Below are 20,170 nucleotides of genomic sequence, written 5' to 3' on the forward strand. Positions count from 1 at the left end.
CGTTCGCTTCAGGCCGCCCGAAGCGTCGCCCGCGTTGCACACGTGTGCAACGCGAGGCCGACCCGTCACCACGCCGATCGAGAGAGACCTCATGACCCTGTTGAGCCGCCTGCGCGCGCTGTCCGCCGCCGTTGCGCTGTCCTTTGCCGCCTCGCACGCCTTCGCGGCGGATCTCGTCATCGCGGGCCGCGACGACATCTACGGCAAGGGGCTGGCCGACGCCGTCGCCGGCTTCACCAAACTGCATCCGGGCACCGACATCGAGCTGCTCAAGCTGCCGAACGCGAACCTGTACCAGAAGCTGAAGCTGTCGATGCGCGAAGGCACCGGCACGTACGACCTCGTGATGATGGACGACACGTGGGCCCCGGAATTCATCGGCAACGGCTGGCTGAAGCCGCTGCCGGCGTCGCTCGCCGATGCCGATCTGGTGCCGTCCGCGGTCGCGCTCGGCCGCAACGCGGCGGGCGCGCTGTACGCGCTGCCGATCGTCGGCAACGTCGAGATGTTCGCTTACCGGAAGGATCTGCTCGCGAAGTACAAGCTGCAGCCGCCGCGCAACTGGGACGACGTGCTGAAGATCGCGCAGACCATCGGCGGCGCGGACAAGAGCGTGTCGGGCGTCGTGTTCCGCGGCACGAAGGGCAACCCGGTCGTGACGGGTTTCCTGCCGATCCTCTGGGCCTACGGCGGCGACGTATTCGACCGTGCCGGCAACGTGACGATCGATTCGCGCGAGTCGCAGGCCGCGCTGAAGACCTTCCTCGCGCTGAAGGCGTCCGCGCCGAAGGACGTCGACGTGTACGGCGCCGCCGAAGTGCGCGACGCGCTGCAGCGCGGCACCGCCGCGCAGTCGATCGAAGTGTGGCCGGCGTGGATTCCGGCGCTCGACGATCCGAAGCAGTCGCGCGTGGTCGGGCAGATCGCGCTGCAGCCGCCGCCCGGGCAGACGGCGGGCCCCGCACCGATGCTCGGCATCTGGCAGATGGGCATTCCGAAGGATGCGCCGCACGCGAAGCTCGCGCAGGATTTCCTGAGCTACCTGAGCTCGCGCGACACGCAGGCCCGCCTCGCCGGGATCGGCATTCCGCCGACGCGCCGCAGCGTGTTCGCCGATCCTGCGCTGGTGCGCCAGTACCGCTGGTATCCCGATCAGCTGAAAGCGCTCGAGGCCGGCCGGGCGCGGCCGCGCGTGAAGGACTGGCAGCAGGTCGAGAGCATTCTCGGCGACCAGCTGCAGCTCGCGCTGACCGGGCAGGCCGCACCCGACGCCGCGCTGCGTCAGGCGCAGCAGAAGATCGCGCAGGCGATGGCCGCGGCCGGCAAGTGACGGCCCGCCGTCACGCATCGCACGGAGTCCGCGCATGAAAGCCCTCGGCCGCAGCCTGCCGTTCGTCGCGCTGCTCGGCCCCGCGCTGCTGGTGCTGGCCGCGCTCGCGCTGTACCCGGTCGTGCAGGTGCTGGTCGACTCGTTCTGCCAGGTCGACTATGCGGCCGGCCGGCGCACGTTCGCCGGGCTCGCGAACTATCGCGCGGTGCTTGGCGACGATGCGTTCGCGGCCGGCTTCGGCAACACGCTGCGGTTCACGATCGTGGCCTCGCTCGCCGAAGTCGCGCTCGGCTTCGGTCTCGCGTTGCTGTTCGTGCGCGCGTTTCCGGGGCGGCGCATCGCGCTGCCGCTCGCGATCCTGCCGATGATGCTGTCCACGCTCGTGTGCTCGGCGATCTGGCGCAACTGGCTCAACTTCGACGGCTTCCTGAACGCGCTGCTCGCCGCGTTCGGCGTCGAGGGCGTGCGCTGGCTGTCCGATCCGCATCTTGCGTTGTGGTCGCTCGCGCTCGTCGACGTATGGCAGTGGACGCCGATGGCGTTCCTGATCGTGCTGGCCGGGCTGCAATCGATCCCGCAGGAACTGTACGAAGCCGCGCGCACCGACGGCGCGAGCGAATGGCAGTGCCTGCGCGACATCACGCTGCCGCTTGCGGCGCCGCAGATCGGCCTCGCGCTGCTGCTGCGCTCGATCGACACGTTCAAGCTGTTCGACAAGGTCTATGCGCTGACGGGCGGCGGCCCCGGCAACGCGACGCAGACGCTGTCGACCTACATTTACGACACGGGCTTTCGCTTCTTCAACGTCGGGCCGGCGAGTGCCGCGTCGGTGCTGATGCTCGCGGCGTCCGCGCTGCTGGTTTCGGGGTACGTATGGCAGACGGTTCGCAAGCGGCGCGCATGACGGCGCGCCCCGCAGGCATCGCGCACGCACGAGCGGGCGCCGCATTCGGTCGCGCGGCGCCATGGGGCCTCCGCATCGTCGCGCTCGCGCTGTTGCTGCTGCCGTGCCTGTGGATGGCCGGCGCGGCGTTCATGCCGACGCTCGAACGCCTCGATCATCCGCTGCGGATCTGGCCGGCCGCGCCGACGCTCGAGCATTTCGTGTCGGTGTGGTCGAACGGCATCGGCGCGCCGCTCGCCAATTCGCTGCTGGTCGGGTTCGGCACGACGCTGCTCGCGCTGACGCTCGCGTTTCCGGCCGCGTATGCACTCGTGCGGCTGCGGTTTCCGGCGCGGCTCGACCTGCTGTTCCTGATGCTCGTGCTGGCGCTGAAGCTGATGCCGCCGATCACGATCGCCGTGCCGCTGTTCGCGCTCGCGAAGCGGCTGCATCTGCTCGACTCGACGCCCGGGCTGATGCTCGCTTACCAGATCTACGCGCTGCCGATGGCGATCTGGATGCTGCTCGCGTTCGTGCGCGACGTGCCGGTCGAATACGAGGAAGCCGCGTGCATCGACGGCGCGGGGCTCGCGCGGCGGCTCGTGCAGATCGTGCTGCCGCTGTGCGCGCCGGGGCTCATCGCGACCGCGATCTTCGTGTTCATCGCCGCGTGGAACGAGTTCCTGATCGCGCTGCTGTTCGTGTCGACGCCGAGCCGCTTCACGCTGCCGCTCGCGATTGCCGGCTACGTGACGGAGAACGGCATCGACTGGGGCGACCTGATGAGCGCGGGGTTGCTGGCGTCGCTGCCGACGCTCGCCGTGGCTGGCTACGTGCAGCGATATCTGCTGCGCGGCTTCGCCGGCGGGCTGAAGTGACCCGACGCGTTACGCGCAGCTATGCCGGACCACGTGCGTAACCGGGACGATGCGCGTGCGCGACGCACCGTCGAACGTCTGGATCCGGTCGGCGAGCAGGTCGACGGCCGCGTGCGCGAGGCCTTGCGTATCCTGGCGCAATGTCGTGAGCCGATACGCGTCGTATGCGGCGGCGGGGATGTCGTCGAAGCCGATCACGCGCAGGTCGTCGGGCACGCGCAGGCCGAATGCGTCGCGTGCGGCGTCGATCACGCCGAGCGCGAGCAGGTCGGACGAGCAGAACACGCCGTCCGGGCGCTCGCCGGATGCGAACAGTTGCCGCGCGGCATCGATGCCGCACGCATGCGTGTCGGAGCGCGTATCGATCACGCGGACGAGCGCCGCATCGAATGCGTCACCGCGTTGCAGCCCCTGCGCGAACGCATCCGCGCGCGAGCGCGCGCTGTAGCTCGCGGTACGCGGGCCGACGAACGCGAGCCGGCGCGCACCGGCCCGCACGAACCGTTGCGCGGCGTGGGCGGCCCCCGCCGCGTTGTCGCTGACGACGACATCCGCGCCCGGCAGGTTCGCTTCGCGATTGATCATCACGACGGGAATCCGGTGGTCGAGATACTGCCGCGCGACCGACAGCGGCGGCGACGCGGACGTCATCACGAGGCCCGCGATCCGATAGCTGAGCAAACGTTCGAGCGATTGCCGGACCTGATGCGGGTCGTCGGCGTTGGTCACGAGCGGTGTGAACGCGCGCTGGCCGAGCGCGGCCATCAGGTCGGACAGCAGCCGCGCACGGAACGGATTCTCGAACCCGGCCGTCACGACACCGATCATGCTGCTGCGCTGCGTGATCATGTCGCGCGCGATCAGGTTGACCTGGTAGCCGAGCGCGCGCGCGGCCACCATCACGCGTTCGCGCGTTTCGGGCGCGATGCTTGCCGTCGGCGAGAACGCGCGCGACACCGCGGAGCGCGACACGCCGGCCCGCACGGCGACATCCGACGCCGTCACCCACGTTTTTCTTTCCTTGTCAGTCATCGATTCATGATCCCTTCGCGACTCGAAGCCCCCACGCCGCTGGCCGACTGGATGTCGGCGCTCGACGACGCGCGGCCGCTGCCTACGCTGACCCTACCGGGCAGCCATGACACCTGTGCGTATACGGTCGACGATCCGCTCGTGCGCACCCAGCGCGCGCCGCTCGACGCGCAGCTCGCGCACGGCGTGCGCCTGCTCGACATCCGGTGCCGGCATCGTTGCGATACGTTCGACATTCATCACGGCGGGATCGCGCTCGGCATGTCGTTCGACGACGTGCTCGCGGACTGCACGCGCTTTCTCGATGCGCATCCGCGCGAATGCATCGTGATGTCGGTGAAGGACGAGTGGCCGGCGCACGCATGCACGCGCGGTTTCGACGCGACGTTCGATGCGCATTGCGCGCGGCATCCGCGGCTGCGCTGGCATGCGGGCGGCGCGCTGCCGGCGCTCGGCGACGTGCGCGGCGCGGTGGTGTTGTTGCGGCGGTTTCGCAGCCGCCGACCGATCGGCATCGACCTGACCGCGTGGCCCGACAACGCGACCTTCACGATCGATCATCCCGATTCGGCGTTCGTGATCCAGGATGAATACCGTGTACCCGTCGTCGGGTCGATCCACTACAAGTGGCGCGTGATCGACGCGCTGCTGACCGGCATGCCGTCGCCGGAGAGCGGCCGCTGGGCGATCAATTTCTGCAGCGGTACGGGGATGGGCGCGAATCCTTCGGTGGTCGCGCGCGGCGATGGCAGGGTGCAGGGGATTCAGGCGCGGCTCGCCGAGCGGTTGCGCGAGCTGCGTGGTCCGTGTGGGGCGGTGCTGCTCGATTTCTGCGACGACGATGATTGGGCGTTGGTGCGGGCGCTGGTCGAATGCAACGAGCATGTGCGTGAGTTGCGTCTGCGGCGCGGGCCGATCAGATGTTGACGCAGGTTTGTGTTGAGCGCGAGTGATCGTGCGTCGATCGGGCGTGTGTCGGGTTCGATCGTCACACTTTTTGACGAATCACCGGGCCGCATGCAGACACGCATCGGAGCGATGCACGGTCGTGGTCTCGAGGTTGCCGAGTCGTTTGAACAAGATTCGACCCGGACCGGATGCATTCGGCGGTGCCGCTCGCGCATTGCTTCATTGCTAGAATCTCCGCTCTTTCATGGGGATTCCACATGACGCAGTGCAAGACCTTCTACGGCGCATTCAAGCAAAACATGGATGCCCTCGGTTTGCCGGCGCCAACCAGTCTGTTTGCTGCACAGCAGACAGCAATCGGCACGCTTACGACCATTCTTGGGACGCTCAGGACACTCGGGCCAACTGCCACGATCGGCGAACTGATCGGAGCCACAACCGGGCTGGAACTGCTGGCAGCCGCATCTGCACTCGGGGCGAGCTTTTACGTTGGTGCGGTGATCGGCAGTCTGATTGTTGCTGCAGATGCGTCACTGGTGTGCGATCAGCGCGGCGTGGTTGCCGTGGATGGAATTCGCAGCTGGGCGACCCGTCGCGGCCTTGCGGTTCCGCAAGACGTTTATCGCGTGATCGCGCTGCATCCGGAGGTGTTCCGTCCGACGCCGGGAAGTGCGACGTTTGCCATCCGTGCACGATCAATCGGGAGGGCGATCGCGTGAGCAAAGTTTCAGACAGGATCGGCCTGATCGCCGCGGCAGTGGTGGTCGCCGCCGCCTCGTGGACATTGCTGCACTACTCCGGGAACTGGTTCTTCCCTGTTGCGACGCTGATCGCGCTGGCTGCGCTGCTTGCAGACAATCGGCGGTTGAAGAAACGCCTGCGCGACCTGGGGGAAGACTCACGCTCCCGCAAGTAGCCACCTGATGGACCAGCGAGATGGACATTCACCCGATTAGAAGTGAGGCTGATCACGAAGCCGCCCTGAAGGCGGTGTCCGCGCTTGTCGATCTGGACCCTGCACAGGGCACGCCGGAGGGCGACGCGTTGGAATCCATGGCGATCCTGATCGAGTGCCATGAGGTCGAGCATTTCCCGTTGGCTTCGCCGAACCCGATCGACGCGATTGAATGTCGGATGGAGCAAGCCGGCGTGTGACAAACGGCGGCGTCGTAAGCGTCCACGCCCGTGCCGGCTCAACGCGTCGCGATCGCCACCGCCGCACCCGCCATCGCAGTCGCGCTCGTGCGGTTCGCGAACCGCTTCGCGCGTGCCGAAGTAAGAAACGCGCGCGCACGTGAAGCGAGCAGCGACCAGAAGCAGTCGGCGAGGATCAGGATCGCGAGCATCGTGCCGACGAGCTCGGCCCACGCGACGATCCCGACATGCGTCAGGTCGACGATCGTCGGCAGCAGCGCGAGATAGAACAGCATGATCTTCGGGTTGCCGAGCGTGACCAGCGTGCCCGCGACGAACATGCGCCACGGCGACTGGCCGCGCGGCAGGTCGTTGGCCTGCGTGTCGGTCGGCGCGGTCCACATCTTCCACGCGAGGAACAGCAGGTACGCGACGCCGAGCAGCTTCAGCACGAGCAGGCCCGTCGCGAACGTGCGCGCGAACGCGGACAGCCCGGCGACGGCCAGCGTGAGCCACAGCGCCTCGCCGATCCACATCGCGGCAAGGAATGGCAGCACGTCGCGCACGCCGTTCGTCAGCACGCGCGCGACGAGCGCGGCGACGCTCGGGCCGGGCGTGCCGGCGGTGACGAGCAGGGCGATGGCGAACACGGCAAGCGCGGACAGCGTCATGACGAACCTCGTGGGCAGGGCGTTCGAAAGGTATGAAGTTTCGATTATAGTGACGGCCGTTCCCGCCCGCTTATCTCGTCGTAATGACAGTATCGATCCGGATTCGTCCCGCCACGCGGGAAGACGCGGCCGCCATGGCCGCCGTGGAAGTGGCCGCCGCCCAGCGCTTTCGTGCCATCGGCATGGTCGACATCGCCGAAGGCGAACCGACCGAGTCGGCCGACCTGCTCGTGCGCATCGACGACGGTCGCGCGTATGTCGCGACGGACGATGAGGGGACGTGCGTGGGCTTCGCGTTCTACCGACTGCTCGATGCGCGGCGGCTGTATCTGGAGGAACTGGATGTCGCGCCGTCGCATGCGGGGCAGCGGATCGGCGCGCGCCTGATCGAACGGATCATGACGCGCGCCGCGCAAGACGGCATTGCCGAGGTCGTGCTGTCGACGTTCCGCGATGCACCGTGGAATGCGCCGTACTACGCGCGCCTCGGTTTCCACATCGTCGACGACGCATCGCTCGACCACACACTGCACGCGATCCGCGCGCATCACGTGGCACGCGGCCTCGACGAGACGCAGCGCGTGTTCATGCGCGCTGACGTGCGCGCATGAACGTGTCGCCGGCCGTCAGGCCGCGTCGCTGAGCGCCGGGTAGTCGGTGTAACCCGTTTCGCCTTCGGCGTAGAAGGTCTCCGGCACCGGCTTGTTCAGCGGTGCGCCGATTTCGAGGCGGCGCGGCAGGTCCGGGTTCGCGATGAACAGCTTGCCCCACGCGATCGCATCGGCGTTGCCGCTCGCGAGCGTGTCCTGCGCGGATTCGAGCGTGAACTGCTCGTTCGCGATCAGCGGGCCGCCGAACGCTTCCTTCAGGCGCGGGCTCAGGTGGTCGCCCGAATACGACTCACGCGTGAAGATGAACGCGATCTTGCGGCGGCCGAGTTCGCGCGCGACATATCCGAACGTCGCGGCCGGATCGGAGTCGCCCATCGTGTGCGCATCGCCGCGCGGTGCGAGGTGCACGCCGACACGGCCCGCGCCCCACACGTCGATCGCCGCATCGACCACTTCGAGCAGCAGGCGCGCGCGGTTCTCGACCGGGCCGCCGTACGCGTCGGTGCGGTGATTGGTGCTGTCCTGCAGGAACTGGTCGAGCAGGTAGCCGTTCGCGCCGTGGATCTCGACGCCGTCGAAACCGGCCTTCTTCGCGTTCTCCGCGCCCTTGCGGTACGCGGCGACGATGCCCGGGATTTCATCGAGTTCGAGCGCGCGCGGCGTCACGTACGGACGCTGCGGGCGCACGAGGCTGACGTGGCCGCCCGCGGCGATCGGGCTCGGCGCGACCGGCAGGTCGCCGTCCAGGAACACCGGATCGGAGATCCGGCCGACGTGCCACAGCTGCAGCACCATGCGGCCGCCGGCCGCGTGCACGGCCTGCGTCACGCGCTTCCAGCCTTCGACCTGCTCGTCGGACCAGATGCCGGGGGTATCCGCATAGCCGACGCCCTGCGGCGTGACCGAGGTCGCTTCGCTGATGATCAGGCCGGCCGATGCGCGCTCGGCGTAATAGCGGGCCATCAGGTCGTTCGGCACGCGCGTCGCGCCCGCGCGGGAGCGGGTGAGCGGTGCCATCACGATGCGGTTCGGCAGGGTCAGGTCGCCGAGGGTAACGGGGTCGAACAGAGTGGGCATGGCAGATAACCTCTTCACGAAAGGCGGGATGGCCGTCGCGTCGTGCGCGGCGGGTGGCCCGCATGGCCTGGGTCAGAGTTCGCGGCGCAGAGCGTCGAGAAATGCGTCGATGACGGCCTCGTTGCGCCGGAAGAACGCCCACTGGCCGATCCGCGTCGACGTCACGAGCCCCGCGCGTTGCAGCGTCGCGAGGTGCGCGGAGACGGTCGACTGCGACAGCCCGCAGCGCGCGTCGATCTGCCCGGCGCAGACGCCGTGGTCGTACGGCAGCGTCTGCTCGGGGAAATGTGCGCCCGGCGTTTTCAGCCAGACGAGGATTTCCCGGCGCACGGGGTTCGAAAGCGCTTTCAGGATCGCGTCGATGTCGAGTTCGGTCGGCATGGAAGGGGCGGGGTGTTCCGGCGTTCGGTCGGAACACCGGCGCAAACAGGTATCGTCGATGGGCGAATCATATATCGGAAAAAGACGATATTAACGAAGACACTGACGGGAGTGGGGTTGCTTCATGTGGCCTTGCGACGCACCACGGCGACGCTTTCCGTTGACCCTATCGGCCGCCCTGTCACACCGCTCATCGGTGTACGTTTCTTCATAGAAGCTGTCGACGCGAACATCATGGGGGGCGTCGCTGCCGGTGAATTTGCACAATTTACGCGGTCTCTCAAGCACTGCAATCCCACGCCCGCGACCTGGAGATGTTCAGCGAAGCGAATGCCGAGCAAGGGCATTGACGCGCACGTACCCATCGCGTCACTTACTCTTTCAGCAGATCAATCAGCGCCCGGCTAACCGGATTGGGGCTTCGCTCATAGGTTACCAAACGTATTGTCGGCAGCATGGGCCACGCTGCATGGCTTTGCGGCAGGGGAACCAATCCAGCGGCCAATGCGGATTCGCATAGCACTGACACTCCGAGGCCCTCGCTGACACAGGACTGAACGCCGACGATGCTGCTCAACGTTAGCGCTTCACGCCATTGGATTCCGCTCGAATTGAGCGCAGAGATTGCCGCAGTCCGGAACGTGCAGGGCGCGATCAGCAAGCATAGGTTGACGACAGGCGATGGCTCACCAAGGTGTTGGTCAGCGACCCACAGCATCTTTTCCTCGCGAAACAGCCGGGGGGAACCGCGCCCCTCCTGTTCCTTCACTACTACTACATCAAGTTCGCCCGCATCGAACGCCTGGAGCAACGCCTCGCTGAGCGCCACCCGGACACTGAGTTCGACACGCGGCATCAGGCGGCGGATCCGAGCCAGCAACTCCGGTAGGCGATGAGGAACCAGATACTCGACAATGCCGAGCCGCAATTGACCTTCGAGGCTGCTGCGGCCAAGCATGCCCATGGCCTCATCGTTCAGGCGCAGCAATCCCATGGCGTAGTTGAGGAACTGCTCTCCTGCCGCAGTAAGCGCCACCTGACGGCTGCTGCGCGTGAAAAGCTCGACGCCGAGCAGTTCCTCGAGCCGCTGAACCCGCGTGCTTATCGCAGACTGGGATCTGCAAAGACGTTTTGATGCGCCGGTGAAGCTCCGCATGTCCGATACGGCGACAAAGCAGCGGACAAGGTCAATATCCAGATCTCGCATATCAATCGATTGGTCAGATAGCTGCGATCCGTATTATGCGCTTTCCCGATTGACGGGGTGTGCCTAGAATTTCCCCTCGTCACTCAGCAACTTTGGAGGTTAATGATGCAGGCTGTTTGGTATGAGCGGGTCGGGGCCGCACGCGACGTCCTGGTGACCGGGGATCGCCCGACGCCGTCTCCTGGTCCGGGTGAGGTCCTTGTGCAACTGTATGCGTCGGGTGTCAACCCGTCGGACGTCAAGGCAAGAGCAGGGGTTCGTGCCGGGAAGAGCGAGCTTCCTTTCCCCTTCGTGATTCCGCACAGCGATGGTGCCGGGATCGTTGTCGAATCCGGCCCCGGAAGCAACCGGTTCCCCCCGGGAAGCCGTGTTTGGGTGAGCAATGGACAGTGGCGACGCGCGATGGGCACGGCCGCTCAATACATCGCGATCGACGAACAGCTGGTCTTTCCGCTGCCGGAGAACACGTCGTATCTGACTGGAGCAGCGCTCGGCATTCCGGCGCTCACCGCGTGTCATGCCACGCTTGCTTTTGGCGATCTGACCGGGCGTCCTGTCCTGATCAGTGGCGGGGCCGGCACGGTCGGAAGGCTTGCCGTGCAGTTCGCGAAGCAGGCAGGCGCATTTGTTGTCGCGTCCGGACATGGTCCGATCGAGCAGCAACGTATCGAAAGCGCTGGTGCCGACGCATTCATCGATTACACGAGCCCCACCTTCGTCGCAGACGTGCTCGCCGCGACGAACGGACGAAGAATCGATCACGCCGTTGAAGTCGAGTTCGGTGCCAACGCGGAGTATCTGGGCGATCTGCTCTCGGAGCGCGCGACGGTTGTCACTTATGGTTCGGCAAGGGTGATGCGGCCCGAGATGCCCTTTTACAAATTCCTTTTCAAGGGCATCCAGCTTCAATTCGTGCTGGTCTATTTGCTGACGCCCAAGGAGCGGGCCGACGCGGCCGGACACATCAATCGTCTTCTCGAGCAGGGCAAGCTTGATGTGCCGATCCATTCGGCGCTGCCGCTTCGGGAATGCGCACGCGCGCACGAGATCGTCGAGAACGAACAGCGCCTGGGTGCCGTTCTTCTGAGCATGCAGGATCCCGCATGACTCGTTCGGGCTGCCACATGAAGACCGCACTCATCACCGGCTCGACCAGCGGAATCGGCCTGGCGATCGCCGACGCACTATCAGCGGCTGGGTGGCGGATTGCGCTTCACGGCCTGGGCACGGCCGATGAAATCGCGAAGGCCGTCGACCAGGTTGCCGCAAGCGCGACCCACGCCGGCTTGTGGTCGCAAGTTTCGATCGGCATGATTTTCGACCGGTGATGTAGTTGGCATTGCTTGGCATATGCATGTTTGCGTGCACCGCACGTCGTCGAATGCATGCGTTGTCGCGCAAGCGAAAGTTGCCTTGAAATCGGCTGTTTTTGCCGGGAAAGCGCGGGCTCCGGCGCCCCTTGCAAGGTCGACGAATCCGGTGGCCGTAGCCGGCGGCCTCCATCCGGATTAGCGGTGATCAACGGCGGTTGCTGGAACCGCTCCTCGCACGCGACGCCGATTGCTCGAAATTGCTTCCCGGTGGGCGGAGAAGCTGATCATTAATGCCCTCGGCGTCTATCCAGCTCCGTTCCGGCCCATGTGCCAACGATCCGTGACATCGGGTGGCGACCAAGGAACGGCTGTCCACCGTATTGACCGGCAATTGCGATGCGGCCGCGATTTCAGCCGATCACGCTTTCCCATACTGCGCAAACAGCCAGCGCCGCATGGCCTGCAACGCTTCCGAATGCGCATTGGCCTGCGGGAAGACGACGTAAAACCCGAGCGACATCGGAAACGAAAAATCGAACACGCGGCGCAGCCTGCCTTCCGCGATGTCGCGCTCGACGAGCGGTTCGCTGGTCAGCGCGATGCCTTGACCCGCGACTGCGGCGTCGATCGCGAGCAGCGACTGGCTGAATCTCGGCCCTTTCGTCGGATCGGCCCGACCCTTTCCACCGAGCTTCTCGATGAACTCGGGCCACAGATCGTGCGCGTCGTGCAACAACGCATGCGTCGACAAGTCCGCGGGCGTGCGGATCGGTGGGCCGCCGTCGAGCAGTTTCGGGCTGGCGACGGCGAAGATGTCGAGCGGAGCCAGCAACTCCGCGGCAAGGCCGGCCGGGAATGGCGGCTTGCTCAGTCGAATCGCGATGTCGACGCCGTCAGCCCGAAACGACGCGAGCCTTTCGTCGGCGATGACGCGAACCTCGATGTCGGGGTGCAGCCGGCCGAAGTCCGACAGGCGCGGAATCAGCCACTTCGACGCGAACGACGGCGTCGTGCTGACCGCCAGCACCGTGGGGCGCTGGCCGAGGGCGTCCGTGGCGTCGGAGATGATCTGCAGCGCGCGCTGGACCGACGAAAAATACTCGAGCCCTTCACGCGTCAGCGCAAGCCCCCTGGGCAAGCGCCGAAACAGCTGAACCTCCACGACGTCCTCCAGATGCCTGACCTGCTGCGCCACCGCACCCTGGGTCACGCCGAGTTCGTCGGCGGCCAGCCGGAAATTGAGGTGTCGAGCGGCGGCCTCGAACGCGCGAAGCGCATTGAGCGGCGGGAACCGGCGGGTACGCAACAGAGCGGTCATGCAGTAGAAATTCTACAGGGTGGATGGAGAAATCATCGTTCGACAATTCGATTATAGGGTCCTAGAGTGGCGCTTTGGAACGATGATCTCGGCGCTGAGCCGACCTATCCGGGAGAGCGGCATGACTGTAGAGAAAGTGGCTTTGGTGACGGCGGCGGGCAAGGGCATGGGCGCTGCAATCGCACGAGACCTCGCGAACAACGGTTATCGCGTCGCGCTGATGTCGCCGTCCGGCAGCGCAGTCGAGCTGGCCAGGGAACTCGGTGGTTTCGGCATTGCGGGGTCCGTCACCGACGACGCCGACATCGAGCGTTTCGTCAACGAGACGCTCGCGAAGTACGGCCGTATCGACGCGGTCGTCAATAACACCGGACATCCGCCGAAGGGCGACTTGCTCGCCATCGAGGACGACAAGTGGCACGAAGGGCTCGACCTGATCGTGCTCAACGTCGTTCGCGTGCTGCGCCGGGTGACGCCCGTCTTCCTGAAGCAGGGCGGCGGCGCGGTGGTCAATATTTCGAGCTTCGCGGCCGACGCGCCCGAGCAGGCGATGCCGGTGTCGTCCGCGCTGCGCGCGGCGCTGAGCTCGGTCACGCGCCTGTACGCCGATCGGTATGCGAAGGACAACATTCGCATCAATTCGGTGCTGCCGGGCTTCATCGACAGCTGGCCGGAGACGCCCGAGATCGTTGCCCGCATTCCGGTCGGCCGTTTCGGCAAGACGCAGGAAATCGCGCAGACCGTGAGGTTCCTGCTGTCGGACGGCGCCGGCTACATCACCGGGCAGAACATTCGGGTCGACGGCGGCATCGTGCGCGCGCTGTAAGCCGGATCCAGGGCAGGACGATGCGCACGCAGACGGGCGCCAGCGGCCTCAGTTATGCCGCTCGCCGATCCTGTTCTCTTCCGGACTCCAGACGCTGAGCCCTTCCGTCGGGTCCAGCGGCAGCTCCCACGGGCGCGCGGCGATCGCCTGCATCGTCGCGTCGAACCCGGCCTGGCGGCGCGCCGCGATGCCGTCCGGCGTGAAATCGATGTCCTTCCACTGATCGTCGCCGTCGAGGCGCGGCGCCGCGAGCTTGATCACGTGCATCGTGGTCTGGCAGCCCCACGCGGCGAGCGCCTGCACGTCGGGCGACTTGCGTTCGGCCTCCGGCAGCCGCATGACCAGTTCCTTGATCACGTGGCGCAGCCCGTGAATCTGCTGTTGCCGCGCGATGTTGCTGTCCGTGCGGCTCGCATACTGGATGTCCTTCTGCCGCTCCGACACCTGCCAGATGCTTTGCGGCTCGGGCCCGACCGGATTCCACATCTGCACCGAGAAGATGATCGAGCTGCGGCGCGGCGCGTCGTCCAGCACGACCTCCACCGGCGTATTCGAATAGATGCCGCCGTCCCAGTAGGGCGCGCCGTCGATCCGCACGGCCGGGAACGCGGGCGGCAGCGCGCCCGAGCTCATCACGTGGTCGAGGTCAAGCGGCCGGTCGCGTGAATCGAAATAGCGCATCGTGCCGGTGCACGCGTTGACCGCGCCGACGGTCAGCCGTGGCCGGCACGCGTTCAGCAGGTCGAGATCGATCAGCGACGCAAGCGTGTCGCGCAGCGGCTCGACCACGTAGTAGGACGCGTGCTCGACGCCGACGCGCGCGAGCGGCCCGAGCCATGCGGCGGGATTCGGCCGGAAGAATCCCGGGATGCCGGCGCCGATGACCGCGAGCTCGGCGCCGATCTTGTCCCAGCTGGTCGGGAAGCCCGGCACATTCAGGGCGGCCCGTTCGGTCACGTGGCGCCAGAATTCGGCCATCCGCTGCGCGCGGTGTCCGGGCGGGTTGCCGGCGATCAGCGCCGCGTTGATCGCGCCGATCGACGTGCCGATGACCCAGTCGGGCTGGATGCCCGCCGCGTCCAGCGCCTCGAATACGCCGAGCTGGTATGCGCCCAGCGCGCCGCCGCCCTGAAGCACGAGCACGACCTGGCCCGGCAGTTTCGGATGTGCGGGTTGACTTGCCGTCATCGCTTTCCTCGCAGTCGGTGACGGCCGGCGGGTTCCGGCCGAATGGAACCAGTGTAGGCGATCGACGCGCACCGTCCGTCATGCCGGATCGTTGCGCGTTTCGCGGGGGGGCCGTGTCATTCCACGGTGATGGTCTCCTTCATGTACGGATGAATCCCGCAGAACACCTTGTAGACACCCGGCTTGTCGAAGCGGAACGAGTAGGTCTCGTCCTGGTCGAGCGCTTTCGAACGGAAGATGCCCGCGTCGTTGACGACGGTGTGCGGTTCCGCGTCGAGGTTCTTCCACGTGATCGTCGTGCCGGCCTTGATCGTGGTCGACATCGGCGAAAACATGAAATTGTGGATCGTCACGAGCGGGCCGGCCGGGGTTTGCGCGAACGCGGCGAGCGGCGTGCCGGCGGCGGCCGCGCACAGGATCAGCGCGGCCGGCAGCATCGAGGGCTTGAAGAAGGTCATGTCGGTCTCCTAGCGTGTCCGGATCAGGCGAGCGTCGTGTCGCGCAGTGTCGCTGCCGTGGGATGGCCGGTGAAATCGACGGTCGTCACGCCGAGCATCGCGGGCAGCCGGTCGCGCGGCACCGTGAGCGGCACCGGGCCCGGGCCGTTGCCGGCAGTCGGCTGCGGGAACGCGGTGGAGCGCGCGGTATGGAACGTCACGTTGCCCTCGACCTTCGACACGATCTGGTGGATGTGTCCGTTCAGCACGGTGACCGAGCCGAAGCGGCGCAGCAGTGCCATCGTCTGCGGCGCGTCGCCGGTGCCCCAGCCCCAGGGCTCGTAGATCGTCCACATCGGCATGTGCGAGAACACGACGATCGGCGTGCTCGACGACTGCCCCTTCAGGTCCTGCGCGAGCCATGCGAGCTGTTCGTCGCCGAAGCTGCCGAGCCCGTTCGGCTTGAAGTGCATCACGTTGACGAGCGCGACGAAGTGCACGCCGGCGTGATCGAAGCTGTAGTAGCCGCGGTTGTTCGACGCCTTGCCGAACCGGCTGAAGTATTCGGCGCCCGAACCGTCGGTCACGTCGTGTTCGCCGGGCACCGTGTGCAGTTCCGGCACGCGCAGCGCGGACAGCAGCTGCGACGCGTGGTCGAATTCCTCCGGTTTGGACAAGTGCGTGATGTCGCCGGTATGGATCGCGAGCGCGGGCGCGGCGGACATCCCGTTGACCAGGTCGATGGTCTGCCGCAGCGTGGCCGCGACGTCGGGATTCGCGTCCTTGTTGAAGCCGATGTGCGTGTCGCTGATCTGTACGAACAGCGGCCGGCCCGCATTCGCGGGGACGGCGGCGCCGCTTTGCGCGAGCGCGAGATCGAACGGCGTCAGGATGCCGCCCGACAGCGTAAACAGCGTGCCGAGGCCGCCGAACGCCATGCATTGCAGGGCCTTGCGGCGCGACGGGCGGGTAGGGAGCGATGAAGACATGTGAGCCTCGCAATCGTATGACGTAACCGGACGGCCGGATCGTCCTGGAATAGCCGGCGCATTCGCATGCCATACCGGCGTTGCGACGGATTTATTCCCACCTGTTACGAGGTTGGGCACCGCTGCTCGCGGCTTGCGGCGCGATGACGGAGCGCCGGCGCATGACGTGTCAATGTCCTGTAAGTGACACGTCACATTTGCGTCATCCGCGCCCGATAGCCTGCGACACCGAATCACCTTCTCCGGAGCCCCTCATGCCGAATCTCGCGGCAACGGAAACCAGCAGTGCGGCCAGTCAGCGCACGCGCATCATCGGCCTCGCGCTGTTTTTGCTGATCATTGCCTGCGGGGTTGTCTATGTCGGCATTCATCTTGGCGCCGACCTCGGTCCCGTCAAGGAAAGCTCGGCTTTCCCGTTCCTGCTGCTGATCGTCGCGTTGCTGATCGCGCTCGGCTTCGAATTCGTGAACGGCTTTCACGACACCGCGAACGCGGTCGCGACCGTCATATACGCCAGCTGATGCCGCACCCGGCCGCGCGGCACGCGGCCGGTCCCATCGATTTTCAATTCGACCAAGACGCTACCGATGGATATCCGTTTCTTCGACCCGAATCGCACCGCCAACGCATCCGCGTGGCGCGTGCTCCCCAATCGCTGGGACGCGGTCGCATTTCCGTTGATCATCGGCATACTCGCGATGGCGATCGTCGGCTTCCATCAGACGCTGGCGCCGATCGCGACCCTGCAGACCCAGAAGATCTCGCTCGATCCGTCGAACCTGCCTGAATACGCGTTGCGCACGACGCTGCGGATGCTCGCCGCGATGGTCGCGTCACTCGTGTTCACGCTCGTGTACGGCACGCTCGCCGCGAAAAGCCGCCGTGTCGGCATGGTGTTGATCCCGATCCTCGACATCCTGCAGTCGGTGCCGGTGCTCGGCTACATCTCGTTTACGGTCACGTTCTTCCTCGCGCTGTTCCCGGGCCGCGTGCTCGGCGCCGAGTTGGCCGCGATCTTCGCGATCTTCACGAGCCAGGCGTGGAACATGACGTTCAGCTTCTACCAGTCGCTGCGCACGGTGCCGCGCGACCTGAGCGAAGTGTCGCGCGGCTTTCACCTGACGCCGTGGCAGCGCTTCTGGAAGCTCGAAGTGCCGTTCTCGATGCCGGGGCTGATCTGGAACATGATGATGTCGATGTCGGGCGGCTGGTTCTTCGTCGTCGCGTCGGAGGCGATCACCGTCGGCAACCAGACGATCACGCTGCCGGGAGTCGGCGCATATCTCGCGCAGGCGATCTCGGACAAGAACCTCGGCGCGGTGGGCTGGGTGATCGTCGCGATGTCGGTCGTGATCCTCGCGTATGACCAGTTCCTGTTCCGCCCGCTCGTTGCGTGGGCCGACAAGTTCCGGATGGAGAACACCGCGTCGGGCGATGCGCCGCAATCCTGGCTGCTCGACATGATGCGTCGTACGCACCTGATCCATCAGTTGTTGGTGCCCGCCGGCTGGCTGCTGTCGCAGGCCGCGCGGATTCCGTTGCGCGCACCGTCGCTGGCGGGCGCTCGCTCGCGCGCTGCGTCGGTGCGCGGTTCGTCGCGCATCGGCGATATCGTGTGGGGCACGTTCGTGATCCTGATCACCGTGTACGTCGCATGGCGCGTCGTCAGCTTCGTCGCGACCGGCGTGACGATGGGCGAAGTCGGCCACGTACTGGTGCTCGGGCTCATCACGCTGCTGCGCGTGCTGGTGCTGATCGCCATCGCATCGGTGGTCTGGGTGCCGCTCGGCGTGCTGATCGGGCTGCGCCCCGCGCTCGCCGAGAAGATCCAGCCGCTCGCGCAGTTCCTCGCCGCGTTCCCGGCCAACCTGCTGTTCCCGGTGTTCGTGATCGTGATCGTCCACTTTCACCTGAACGCGGACATCTGGCTGTCGCCGCTGATCGTGCTCGGCACGCAGTGGTACATCCTGTTCAACGTGATCGCCGGCGCGATGTCCTATCCGAACGACTACAAGGAAGCGACGAAGAATTTCCGCATCCGCGGCTGGCAGTGGTGGCGCCAGGCGATCCTGCCCGGCATCTTCCCGTACTACGTGACCGGCGCGATCACTGCGTCGGGCGGCGCGTGGAACGCGAGCATCGTGTCCGAGTTCGTGCAGTGGGGCGACACGAAGGTCGTCGCGCACGGCCTCGGCTCGTACATCGCGCAGACCACTGCCGCTGGCGACTTCCCGAAGATCATCCTGGGCATCGCCGTGATGTCCCTGTTCGTTACCCTGTTCAACCGTCTGCTGTGGCGTCCGATGTACGCCTATGCGGAATCCCGGCTCCGTCTCGATTGAGAGTAAGCGCGATGCAAAATTCGACCGTTATCAACGCCCCCGTCAAGACGTCCCAGCCGCTGCAGCCGCCGCGGCTCGGCGAGGAAATCCTGCGTGTCGATCACGTCTGCCGCGGCTTCAACAAGACGCAGGGCGAATTGCTGGTGCTCGACGATGCGAACCTGTCGCTGCGCGAAGGCGAGATCGTCGGATTGCTCGGCCGTTCCGGGTCGGGCAAGTCGACGCTGCTGCGGATCATCGCCGGGCTGATCGAGCCGACCGGCGGTGAAGTGACCTATCTCGGCAAGCCGCTGCGCGGCCCGGCCGAAGGCGTCGCGATGGTATTCCAGACCTTCGCGCTGTTCCCGTGGCTGACCGTGTTGCAGAACGTGGAAGCCGGGCTGGAAGCGCTTGGCGTCGGCGCACGCGAGCGGCGCGAACGCGCGCTCGCCGCGATCGACCTGATCGGTCTCGACGGCTTCGAGAACGCGTATCCGCGCGAGTTGTCGGGCGGCATGCGCCAGCGCGTGGGCTTCGCGCGCGCGCTCGTCGTCGATCCGACGATCCTGCTGATGGACGAGCCGTTTTCCGCGCTCGACGTGCTGACGGCCGAAACGCTGCGTACCGATCTGCTGGACCTGTGGACGCAAGGCCGGATGCCGATCAAGTCGGTGCTGATCGTCACGCACAACATCGAGGAAGCGGTGTTCATGTGCGACCGGATCCTCGTGCTGTCGTCGAACCCGGGCCGCGTGATCGCCGAGATCAAGGTGCCGTTCAAGCATCCGCGCAACCGTCTCGACACCGATTTCCGCAAGCTGGTCGACGATATCTACGCGAAGATGACCGCACGCCAGACCGGCGAGGCGACGAAGAAGGGGCTTGAGCTCGGCAGCTGGCTGCCGCAGGTGTCGACCAACCTGATGGCCGGCCTGATCGAGACGCTCGCGATGGCGCCGTACCACGGCCGCGCGGACATGCCGGAAATCGCGCGCACGCTGCATCTGGAAGTGGACGAGCTGTTCCCGATCGCCGAAGTGCTGCAGTACCTCGGTTTCGCGGATGTGCGGGAAGGGGACGTGTTCCTGACGCCGCCTGCACGCGTGTTCGCGGAGTTCGGCACGCAGGAGCGCAAGCTGATGTTCGCGGATCATCTGCTGAAGCACGTGCCGCTCGCCGCGCGGATCAAGAAGGTGTTGAACGAGCGCCCGGGCCATCGCGCGCCGCGTGTGCGCTTCGAGCAGGAGCTGGAGGATTTTCTGTCGGACGGCGCGGCCGAGGAAACGCTCGACGCGGTGATCGATTGGGGGCGTTACGGCGAAGTCTTTTCGTACAACGACAAGACGGAGGTGTTCAGTCTTGAGGATGTGGAGTCGTAAAGTCTGAAAGTAGACACGTACGGGTCGACATTTATCTGCCATAGATGTCGCACCTACGTCGGAGCCTGCCGCACTGCCGGCAGCGCTGCCGACGCGTCCGGCCGTCACGGTGCCGGCTAGCCCACTGAAGCGCTATCCGATCAGATCGGCAACGAACCCGCACGTCATCCCGGCATCGGCGCAACACCATGCCATGCTGCTGTCCGATCGTACTGCCGGTCTAACGGCCCCGGTTAGTCATCTCAAGAACAGCGAAATTGAATCGCCACTATCGCGTGACAATTTT

Annotated in this window: 22 protein-coding genes and 1 pseudogene; 14 read left to right on the top strand and 9 right to left on the bottom strand. The window is 66.0% G+C overall.

Annotated features, from left to right (window positions below; translation table 11 throughout):
- The first annotated feature begins 91 nt into the window (after positions 1-91).
- The 3 genes from ACVK00_RS09475 to ACVK00_RS09485 are packed head-to-tail and all read left to right on the top strand — an operon-like array spanning position 92 to position 3,091.
- The gene (locus ACVK00_RS09475; RefSeq protein ID WP_284895334.1) at positions 92-1,330 is read left to right on the top strand and encodes an ABC transporter substrate-binding protein; all 1,239 of its coding nucleotides are present in this window, start codon (positions 92-94) and stop codon (positions 1,328-1,330) included.
- 34 nt (positions 1,331-1,364) lie between these two features.
- Entirely contained in the window at positions 1,365-2,234 is an 870-nt protein-coding gene (locus ACVK00_RS09480; protein ID WP_284895333.1) for a carbohydrate ABC transporter permease, read from the top strand.
- Positions 2,231-3,091: a carbohydrate ABC transporter permease gene (locus tag ACVK00_RS09485; RefSeq protein WP_228908092.1), complete on the top strand. Its 861-nt coding sequence runs from the start codon at positions 2,231-2,233 to the stop codon at positions 3,089-3,091. The genes ACVK00_RS09480 and ACVK00_RS09485 overlap by 4 nt, the downstream gene beginning before the upstream one ends.
- A 9-nt stretch (positions 3,092-3,100) precedes the next feature.
- On the opposite strand, the gene ACVK00_RS09490 is transcribed toward ACVK00_RS09485, so the two are convergent.
- A complete protein-coding gene (locus ACVK00_RS09490; protein ID WP_284895332.1) occupies positions 3,101-4,123 on the bottom strand; it encodes a LacI family DNA-binding transcriptional regulator in 1,023 nt (340 codons plus the stop codon).
- 6 nt (positions 4,124-4,129) lie between these two features.
- Here ACVK00_RS09490 and ACVK00_RS09495 point away from each other — a divergent pair, with 6 nt between their 5' ends.
- From ACVK00_RS09495 to ACVK00_RS09510, 4 genes are all read left to right on the top strand, one after another.
- On the top strand, positions 4,130-5,050 hold the full coding sequence (locus ACVK00_RS09495) for a phosphatidylinositol-specific phospholipase C (RefSeq protein WP_284895331.1): 921 nt from the start codon (positions 4,130-4,132) through the stop codon (positions 5,048-5,050).
- A gap of 239 nt (positions 5,051-5,289) precedes the next feature.
- Positions 5,290-5,751, top strand: a complete 462-nt coding sequence (locus ACVK00_RS09500) for a hypothetical protein (RefSeq protein WP_228908089.1) — start codon at positions 5,290-5,292, stop codon at positions 5,749-5,751.
- Positions 5,748-5,948: a hypothetical protein gene (locus ACVK00_RS09505; protein WP_228908088.1), complete on the top strand. Its 201-nt coding sequence runs from the start codon at positions 5,748-5,750 to the stop codon at positions 5,946-5,948. Before ACVK00_RS09500 ends, ACVK00_RS09505 begins: the two co-directional genes overlap by 4 nt.
- A 20-nt stretch (positions 5,949-5,968) precedes the next feature.
- On the top strand, positions 5,969-6,187 hold the full coding sequence (locus ACVK00_RS09510) for a helix-turn-helix domain-containing protein (protein WP_228908087.1): 219 nt from the start codon (positions 5,969-5,971) through the stop codon (positions 6,185-6,187).
- 38 nt (positions 6,188-6,225) lie between these two features.
- On the opposite strand, the gene ACVK00_RS09515 is transcribed toward ACVK00_RS09510, so the two are convergent.
- Complete coding sequence (locus tag ACVK00_RS09515; protein WP_284895330.1) at positions 6,226-6,837, bottom strand: LysE family translocator; 612 nt, start codon at positions 6,835-6,837, stop codon at positions 6,226-6,228.
- A gap of 83 nt (positions 6,838-6,920) precedes the next feature.
- Here ACVK00_RS09515 and ACVK00_RS09520 point away from each other — a divergent pair, with 83 nt between their 5' ends.
- Positions 6,921-7,448: a GNAT family N-acetyltransferase gene (locus ACVK00_RS09520; protein ID WP_284895329.1), complete on the top strand. Its 528-nt coding sequence runs from the start codon at positions 6,921-6,923 to the stop codon at positions 7,446-7,448.
- A gap of 15 nt (positions 7,449-7,463) precedes the next feature.
- Here ACVK00_RS09520 and ACVK00_RS09525 read toward each other — a convergent pair whose 3' ends face one another.
- From ACVK00_RS09525 to ACVK00_RS09535, 3 genes are all read right to left on the bottom strand, one after another.
- A complete protein-coding gene (locus ACVK00_RS09525) occupies positions 7,464-8,525 on the bottom strand; it encodes an alkene reductase (RefSeq protein ID WP_228908084.1) in 1,062 nt (353 codons plus the stop codon).
- Between the two features lie 72 nt (positions 8,526-8,597).
- Positions 8,598-8,906 (bottom strand): ArsR/SmtB family transcription factor, encoded by a 309-nt coding sequence (locus ACVK00_RS09530; RefSeq protein WP_059449595.1) that lies wholly within the window; start codon positions 8,904-8,906, stop codon positions 8,598-8,600.
- 373 nt (positions 8,907-9,279) lie between these two features.
- Complete coding sequence (locus ACVK00_RS09535) at positions 9,280-10,113, bottom strand: LysR substrate-binding domain-containing protein (protein ID WP_229050714.1); 834 nt, start codon at positions 10,111-10,113, stop codon at positions 9,280-9,282.
- Positions 10,114-10,215: 102 nt separating this feature from the next.
- On the opposite strand from ACVK00_RS09535, the gene ACVK00_RS09540 reads away from it, so the two are divergent.
- Positions 10,216-11,220 (top strand): NADPH:quinone reductase, encoded by a 1,005-nt coding sequence (locus tag ACVK00_RS09540; RefSeq protein WP_284895328.1) that lies wholly within the window; start codon positions 10,216-10,218, stop codon positions 11,218-11,220.
- 17 nt (positions 11,221-11,237) lie between these two features.
- On the top strand, positions 11,238-11,441 hold the full coding sequence (locus tag ACVK00_RS09545) for an SDR family NAD(P)-dependent oxidoreductase (protein WP_324251303.1): 204 nt from the start codon (positions 11,238-11,240) through the stop codon (positions 11,439-11,441).
- 403 nt (positions 11,442-11,844) lie between these two features.
- On the opposite strand, the gene gcvA is transcribed toward ACVK00_RS09545, so the two are convergent.
- Positions 11,845-12,744, bottom strand: coding sequence for a transcriptional regulator GcvA (gene gcvA, locus ACVK00_RS09550; protein ID WP_284895326.1), 900 nt, complete (start codon positions 12,742-12,744; stop codon positions 11,845-11,847).
- Between the two features lie 121 nt (positions 12,745-12,865).
- Between gcvA and ACVK00_RS09555 the strand changes: the two genes are divergently transcribed.
- Positions 12,866-13,570, top strand: a complete 705-nt coding sequence (locus ACVK00_RS09555) for an SDR family oxidoreductase (RefSeq protein WP_284895857.1) — start codon at positions 12,866-12,868, stop codon at positions 13,568-13,570.
- A 48-nt stretch (positions 13,571-13,618) separates the two neighbouring features.
- Here ACVK00_RS09555 and ACVK00_RS09560 read toward each other — a convergent pair whose 3' ends face one another.
- The 3 genes from ACVK00_RS09560 to ACVK00_RS09570 form a co-directional block, all read right to left on the bottom strand.
- Positions 13,619-14,758 carry a patatin-like phospholipase family protein gene (locus ACVK00_RS09560; protein ID WP_284895325.1) on the bottom strand — a complete coding sequence of 380 codons (1,140 nt, stop codon included), beginning with the start codon at positions 14,756-14,758 and terminating at the stop codon, positions 13,619-13,621.
- A 116-nt stretch (positions 14,759-14,874) separates the two neighbouring features.
- On the bottom strand, positions 14,875-15,216 hold the full coding sequence (locus ACVK00_RS09565) for a cupredoxin domain-containing protein (RefSeq protein WP_166725466.1): 342 nt from the start codon (positions 15,214-15,216) through the stop codon (positions 14,875-14,877).
- Between the two features lie 23 nt (positions 15,217-15,239).
- Positions 15,240-16,184, bottom strand: a complete 945-nt coding sequence (locus ACVK00_RS09570; protein ID WP_228908078.1) for a metallophosphoesterase family protein — start codon at positions 16,182-16,184, stop codon at positions 15,240-15,242.
- Between the two features lie 254 nt (positions 16,185-16,438).
- Between ACVK00_RS09570 and ACVK00_RS09575 the strand changes: the two are divergent.
- From ACVK00_RS09575 to ACVK00_RS09585, 3 genes and pseudogenes are all read left to right on the top strand, one after another.
- A pseudogene (locus tag ACVK00_RS09575) lies at positions 16,439-16,696 on the top strand (inorganic phosphate transporter); the annotation flags it as partial.
- A 75-nt stretch (positions 16,697-16,771) separates the two neighbouring features.
- Positions 16,772-18,526 carry an ABC transporter permease gene (locus tag ACVK00_RS09580; RefSeq protein WP_229050715.1) on the top strand — a complete coding sequence of 585 codons (1,755 nt, stop codon included), beginning with the start codon at positions 16,772-16,774 and terminating at the stop codon, positions 18,524-18,526.
- 11 nt (positions 18,527-18,537) lie between these two features.
- Positions 18,538-19,884, top strand: a complete 1,347-nt coding sequence (locus ACVK00_RS09585; protein ID WP_105833324.1) for an ABC transporter ATP-binding protein — start codon at positions 18,538-18,540, stop codon at positions 19,882-19,884.
- Positions 19,885-20,170: the final 286 nt, after the last annotated feature.

Source organism: Burkholderia sp. PvR073, assembly GCF_054055695.1.

Excerpts from the sequence above, each read along its gene's own strand:
- ACVK00_RS09475 (WP_284895334.1), top strand. The coding sequence starts at position 92 with ATGACCCTGTTGAGCCGCCTGCGCGCGCTGTCCGCCGCCGTTGCGCTG.
- ACVK00_RS09480 (WP_284895333.1), top strand. The coding sequence starts at position 1,365 with ATGAAAGCCCTCGGCCGCAGCCTGCCGTTCGTCGCGCTGCTCGGCCCC.
- ACVK00_RS09485 (WP_228908092.1), top strand. The coding sequence starts at position 2,231 with ATGACGGCGCGCCCCGCAGGCATCGCGCACGCACGAGCGGGCGCCGCA.
- ACVK00_RS09490 (WP_284895332.1), bottom strand. The coding sequence starts at position 4,123 with ATGACTGACAAGGAAAGAAAAACGTGGGTGACGGCGTCGGATGTCGCC.
- ACVK00_RS09495 (WP_284895331.1), top strand. The coding sequence starts at position 4,130 with ATGATCCCTTCGCGACTCGAAGCCCCCACGCCGCTGGCCGACTGGATG.
- ACVK00_RS09500 (WP_228908089.1), top strand. The coding sequence starts at position 5,290 with ATGACGCAGTGCAAGACCTTCTACGGCGCATTCAAGCAAAACATGGAT.
- ACVK00_RS09510 (WP_228908087.1), top strand. The coding sequence starts at position 5,969 with ATGGACATTCACCCGATTAGAAGTGAGGCTGATCACGAAGCCGCCCTG.
- ACVK00_RS09515 (WP_284895330.1), bottom strand. The coding sequence starts at position 6,837 with ATGACGCTGTCCGCGCTTGCCGTGTTCGCCATCGCCCTGCTCGTCACC.
- ACVK00_RS09520 (WP_284895329.1), top strand. The coding sequence starts at position 6,921 with ATGACAGTATCGATCCGGATTCGTCCCGCCACGCGGGAAGACGCGGCC.
- ACVK00_RS09525 (WP_228908084.1), bottom strand. The coding sequence starts at position 8,525 with ATGCCCACTCTGTTCGACCCCGTTACCCTCGGCGACCTGACCCTGCCG.
- ACVK00_RS09530 (WP_059449595.1), bottom strand. The coding sequence starts at position 8,906 with ATGCCGACCGAACTCGACATCGACGCGATCCTGAAAGCGCTTTCGAAC.
- ACVK00_RS09535 (WP_229050714.1), bottom strand. The coding sequence starts at position 10,113 with ATGCGAGATCTGGATATTGACCTTGTCCGCTGCTTTGTCGCCGTATCG.
- ACVK00_RS09540 (WP_284895328.1), top strand. The coding sequence starts at position 10,216 with ATGATGCAGGCTGTTTGGTATGAGCGGGTCGGGGCCGCACGCGACGTC.
- ACVK00_RS09545 (WP_324251303.1), top strand. The coding sequence starts at position 11,238 with ATGAAGACCGCACTCATCACCGGCTCGACCAGCGGAATCGGCCTGGCG.
- gcvA (WP_284895326.1), bottom strand. The coding sequence starts at position 12,744 with ATGACCGCTCTGTTGCGTACCCGCCGGTTCCCGCCGCTCAATGCGCTT.
- ACVK00_RS09555 (WP_284895857.1), top strand. The coding sequence starts at position 12,866 with ATGACTGTAGAGAAAGTGGCTTTGGTGACGGCGGCGGGCAAGGGCATG.
- ACVK00_RS09560 (WP_284895325.1), bottom strand. The coding sequence starts at position 14,758 with ATGACGGCAAGTCAACCCGCACATCCGAAACTGCCGGGCCAGGTCGTG.
- ACVK00_RS09565 (WP_166725466.1), bottom strand. The coding sequence starts at position 15,216 with ATGACCTTCTTCAAGCCCTCGATGCTGCCGGCCGCGCTGATCCTGTGC.
- ACVK00_RS09570 (WP_228908078.1), bottom strand. The coding sequence starts at position 16,184 with ATGTCTTCATCGCTCCCTACCCGCCCGTCGCGCCGCAAGGCCCTGCAA.
- ACVK00_RS09580 (WP_229050715.1), top strand. The coding sequence starts at position 16,772 with ATGGATATCCGTTTCTTCGACCCGAATCGCACCGCCAACGCATCCGCG.
- ACVK00_RS09585 (WP_105833324.1), top strand. The coding sequence starts at position 18,538 with ATGCAAAATTCGACCGTTATCAACGCCCCCGTCAAGACGTCCCAGCCG.